A 4,758-nucleotide genomic window follows, 5' to 3' on the forward strand; every position below is an offset into this window, starting at 1 on the left:
CACCAATTGGTTATTGGACACGAAACATAAAAGTGACTGCTCATAGCCATCTAAATAGTCTTCAATAACGACTTGGCTAGCGGAATCTCCGAAACTTTGATCAAGCAACATGTCTTTTAAAGTGCCCTCTGCCTCTTCAAGACTTTGACAAATCACGACGCCCTTACCTTTGCATAAACCGTCCGCCTTAATAACGATTGGCAGGTCAGCTTGGTTGATATAGTCCTTGGCTTGGTCAAAGTCAGCTGTGGTAAAAGAGTTGGCAGTTGGAATTTGATATTTATTCAAAAATTGCTTGGTCAAATCCTTGCTAGCTTCTAGTTGGGCACTGATTTTGTCAGGTCCAAAAACAGCAATACCAACATCTTTAAAGACATCCACAATGCCGGCACAAAGCGGATCTTCTGGCCCTACAATCACCAGATCGATGGCCTCAGTTAAGGCAAAATCAAGTAAGCGGTCAAAGTCCATCACGTCGATTGGGACATTGGTATACTCACTTGCCGTACCTGCATTTCCAGGTGCTAGAAAAATATCAACTGGTCGGTCGGACTGGGCCAATTTCCAAGCAATGGCATGTTCTCTACCACCAGCACCAATAATTAAAATTTTCATGATTTCTCCTTAGGAATTAACAGCTCGTCATTAGTGTTTGAAATGACGCATGCCAGTGAACACAACTGAAATATCGTAATCTTTAGCTGCTTGAATCACTTTCTCATCTTGGACAGAACCACCTGGTTGTACGATGGCTTTAATGCCATATTCATGTAAACTATCGATGGTATCTGGGAAGAAGAAGCCGTCTGAAGCGACAACTGCCCCTTCTAATGGAAATTCAGACCGTTGTAAGGCATCTTCAAGCGCCCACACACGACGCACTTCCCCGTGGCCTAAAGCGTAGGTTTGTTTGTCTTTTGCAATGACCATGGCGTTTGACGCACAGTGTTTAGCCACTTTCCAAGCGAAGTCCATATCTTCTAACTCTTTGTCCGTTACTTGACGGTCTGTTTTAAGTTCAAGTCCTGTTTCAGCGTAGATTGGTAAGTCTTTATCTTGGATTAACAAGCCACCTACTGTTTCCTTGTAAGTTGTCCCTTTACCCTTGAATTTGCCTAATTTAGTCGATTTAACTAAACGTAGATTTTTCTTTTTGGCCAAAATGGCAAAAGCTTCTTCCGTAAAGTCAGGCGCCACGATAATTTCTAGGAAAATTTTCGACAATTCTTCAGCTGTTTCAGCATCAACCGTGCGGTTAAAACCAATAATCCCACCGAAAATAGACACTGGGTCCCCAGCAAATGCTTTTCTGTAGGCTTCTGCCGGTGTATCAGCAACCGCTACCCCACATGGATTGGCATGTTTGACTGCCACACAAACTGGCTCGTCAAACTCTTGGACAAGGTCCATATTGGCCCGCATGTCATTGTAGTTGTTGTAAGAAATTTGTTTCCCATGTAATTGTTCTAGGTCAAAGTCTTCTTCAAGCGGACTTTCATAGTAAACAGCTGCTTGGTGGGGATTTTCCCCGTAACGCAATTCTTCCTTATAACGGAAGGCTTTTGTTAATAATTCTGGGAATTTTTCATCAGCTAGGCCAGTAAAGTACTCAGCAATCATGGCATCATAGAAAGCCGTTAATCTGAAGGCTTTTGCAGCTAAGTTTTCCCGTAATTCAAGGGTATTATTGTCATTTTCCAAAGCGTCAGCAACTAAATCATAATCCGCTGCGTCTGTAACGATTAAGACGTCTTTGTAGTTTTTAGCTGCTGCACGGATCATTGAAGGCCCTCCAACATCGATTTTTTCAATAATTTCTGCCTTAGATGAGGCCGCATTTTTCACGGTTTCTTCAAATGGATATAAGCTGTTGATCACCATATCAATGGCATGAATCCCTAATTCATCAACTGTTTCTTGATGTTCAGGAATGTCACGGTTGAACAAGATCCCACCATGAATATGTGGGTGTAAAGTCTTCACACGCCCCTGTAAAATCTCAGGTGAATTGGTTACTTCTTCAACAGAAATCACCTTGATTCCAGCCTCTTCTAATAAAGATTTTGTCCCACCTGTAGAGATGATTTCCCAACCTAATTGGTCTAATCTGGTCGCAAATTCAACAATACCAGTCTTATCGTAAACAGAAATTAAAGCTCTTTTCATTTTCGTCTCCTTATGTCTCCGTATTATTTTTTCTTCGTCTAATAGCTAAACCTAGCCGTCTAGACCGCTAATGACCTCAGCAATAGCTGTGATCAATATCCTGTGTTCTACTGCTAAAACGCGTGCCTGCAAGGTTTCTGCAGTGTCTGTGGGCAAAACAGTAACCACTTCTTGAATCAAGATTTTCCCCTCATCAAAGTTTTCATCAACTAAATGAACGGTCGCCCCAGTTACTTTAACTCCGCGATCAATGGCTGCTTGATGGACTTTCAACCCGTAATACCCCTTACCTGAAAAAGCCGGAATAAGTGACGGATGAATATTCAACATCCGCCCTTCAAACGCTTGGACCAGGTCTTTGGCAATCAATTTCAAGTATCCTGCTAAAACCACAATATCCACGTCATAGGCCTGCAAGGTCGCTAAAGTCTGCTCATCATCATTGGTATATAATTGGTCAATCCCAGCCTTTTTGGCCCGTTCTAAACCATAAGCATCTGCCTTATTTGAAATGACCACTGACACTTTAGCTGGTAAGTCGCCTAACCCACAAGCATCTATAATGGCCTGCAGATTAGTCCCACCGCCAGAAATTAAAACGCCAATTTTAATCATACAAAAGATACTCCGTCAGCTTGCGTCGTCACTTGTCCTAATTTAAAGGCGCCGCTGTCATTAGCCGCTAAAACTTTTAAGGCTTTGTCAACATCCGCTGGGTCTAGGAAAATGACCATGCCGACCCCCATGTTAAAGGTCCCAAACATTTCATCCTCTGCCACCTGGCCTAGATCTTGTAAATAGTCAAAAATATCTAGCGTCGGGATTTGGTCACGGTTAACCGCTAAACCAAGGCCTTCAGGTAAAGTACGCGGTACGTTTTCAAATAAACCACCGCCTGTAATATGGGCTAGCCCTTTGACAGTCACGGCCTCGATTAAAGCTAGCACATCTTTAGCATAGATTTTTGTGGGTGTCAGTAAAACTTCGCCCACCGTTTTATTAGTATCTCGATATTGATCATTAAAATCAATCTTATTTTTTTCTAATATTGCTCTAACCAAAGAGAAGCCATTAGAATGGACGCCTGAAGATGGCAAGGCAAGAGCGATATCGCCCGCTTTGATGTCTTTTCCTGAAATGATTTTTTCTTTATCGACAAGACCGACAGCAAATCCAGCCAAATCATAATCATCTTTGCCGTACATACCTGGCATTTCAGCAGTTTCACCACCAATTAAGGCAGCACCAGCTTGTTTACAACCATCGGCTACGCCTTGGACGATGCTGGCCATTTTGCCAGGAACTAGTTTACCTGTTGCAATATAGTCAAGGAAAAATAAGGGCTTGGCACCTTGGCAGATAATGTCATTGACACACATCGCAACAAGGTCAATCCCAACGGTGTCATGGATACCAACTTCTTGGGCCACCATTAATTTGGTCCCCACCCCGTCAGTTCCAGAAACTAAGACGGGCGCCTTCATATCCGGCGCACCCAGTTCAACCATACCTGAAAAGCCACCCGTTTCAGTCATCACCTGATCTGTATAAGTGGCTTTCATCATGTCTTTAATTAATTGCACCTGCTGGTAGCCGGCTTCTTTGTTGACCCCAGCAGACTTATAATCTAATCCCATTTTGATCTCCTATTATCTTCTATCTGTCGCTTATTCTTCAGTAAAATAAGGTTCATACAGTTTATTGCGCCCGATGGCACGGTGAAAGCCATCTAAAGAAATATATTTCAAGCTGTCACAGCCAATCAGGTCTCTCACTTCCTCAATCGTCCGGTTGTAAGCGACAAGTTGGTGCTTGTCTGGAATATCCACCGTCATCGATTCACCCTTCACAACTGGTGGCGCGGCAATGCGGACATGAATCTTACTTGCGCCTGCTTCTTTTAAGGTATTGACCGTTCGTTTAATAGTTGAACCCCGCACAATAGAATCATCGATTAAAATGACTTCACGGTTGGCCACAATACTTTTAATTGGGGTCAATTTGATTTCAATATTTCGTTCGCGAATGGTTTGCGATGACTGGATAAAGGTCCGGCCAATATAGCGGTTACGGACAAATCCTTGCTCATAGGGTAATCCTGACGCCTTAGCGTAACCCATAGACGAAATCACACCCGATTCCGGTGCCCCAATCACAATTCCTTTATGCAATTGGTCTTCTTGCCACAAGGTTTCCCCTAAACGATAACGCGCATCATAGACAGAAATCCCGTCTAGAATGGAATCTGGACGCGCCGTATAAATAAACTCGAAGGCATCCAGGTTTTCAGTTGCTGCCATGTTGGCCGATAGGTAATAAGAAATACATTGTGTTTTTGTTTGAATAAACAATTCACCCGGTTGAATTTCACGAATCACGTGCCCAGCAATCGAATCAATAGCTGCCGTTTCTGAACTCGCAATGATGGTATCGTCCATCTTCCCAATGGCTAAAGGTTTAATCCCGTCCAAATGTTTATAGGCGATAAACCGGTCATTGTTCATATAAATCAAGGTAAATTTCCCGATTAAAGCTTCAAAATAAGCCTTAATTGTTTCAACATCTTGCCCAAGCACTTCAATACAAGCTTGA

The 4,758-nt window shown here is 42.8% G+C and carries 5 protein-coding genes; all 5 read right to left on the bottom strand.

Annotated elements, in window-relative coordinates:
* Nucleotides 1-615 (bottom strand): phosphoribosylamine--glycine ligase (locus ACRCJ0_RS09520; protein ID WP_431390291.1); only part of this gene is annotated, 615 nt, incomplete at its 3' end.
* 30 nt (nt 616-645) lie between these two features.
* Nucleotides 646-2,166 (bottom strand): bifunctional phosphoribosylaminoimidazolecarboxamide formyltransferase/IMP cyclohydrolase, encoded by a 1,521-nt coding sequence (gene purH / locus ACRCJ0_RS09525; RefSeq protein ID WP_431390292.1) that lies wholly within the window; start codon nt 2,164-2,166, stop codon nt 646-648.
* 51 nt (nt 2,167-2,217) lie between these two features.
* A complete protein-coding gene (gene purN, locus ACRCJ0_RS09530) occupies nt 2,218-2,781 on the bottom strand; it encodes a phosphoribosylglycinamide formyltransferase (protein ID WP_431390293.1) in 564 nt (187 codons plus the stop codon).
* The gene (gene purM / locus ACRCJ0_RS09535) at nt 2,778-3,803 is read right to left on the bottom strand and encodes a phosphoribosylformylglycinamidine cyclo-ligase (RefSeq protein WP_431390294.1); all 1,026 of its coding nucleotides are present in this window, start codon (nt 3,801-3,803) and stop codon (nt 2,778-2,780) included. Before purM ends, purN begins: the two co-directional genes overlap by 4 nt.
* Before the next feature lie 30 nt (nt 3,804-3,833).
* A partial coding sequence (locus tag ACRCJ0_RS09540) for an amidophosphoribosyltransferase (protein WP_431390295.1) occupies nt 3,834-4,758 on the bottom strand: 925 nt, incomplete at its 5' end.

Source organism: Aerococcus sp. L_32, from assembly GCF_050689315.1.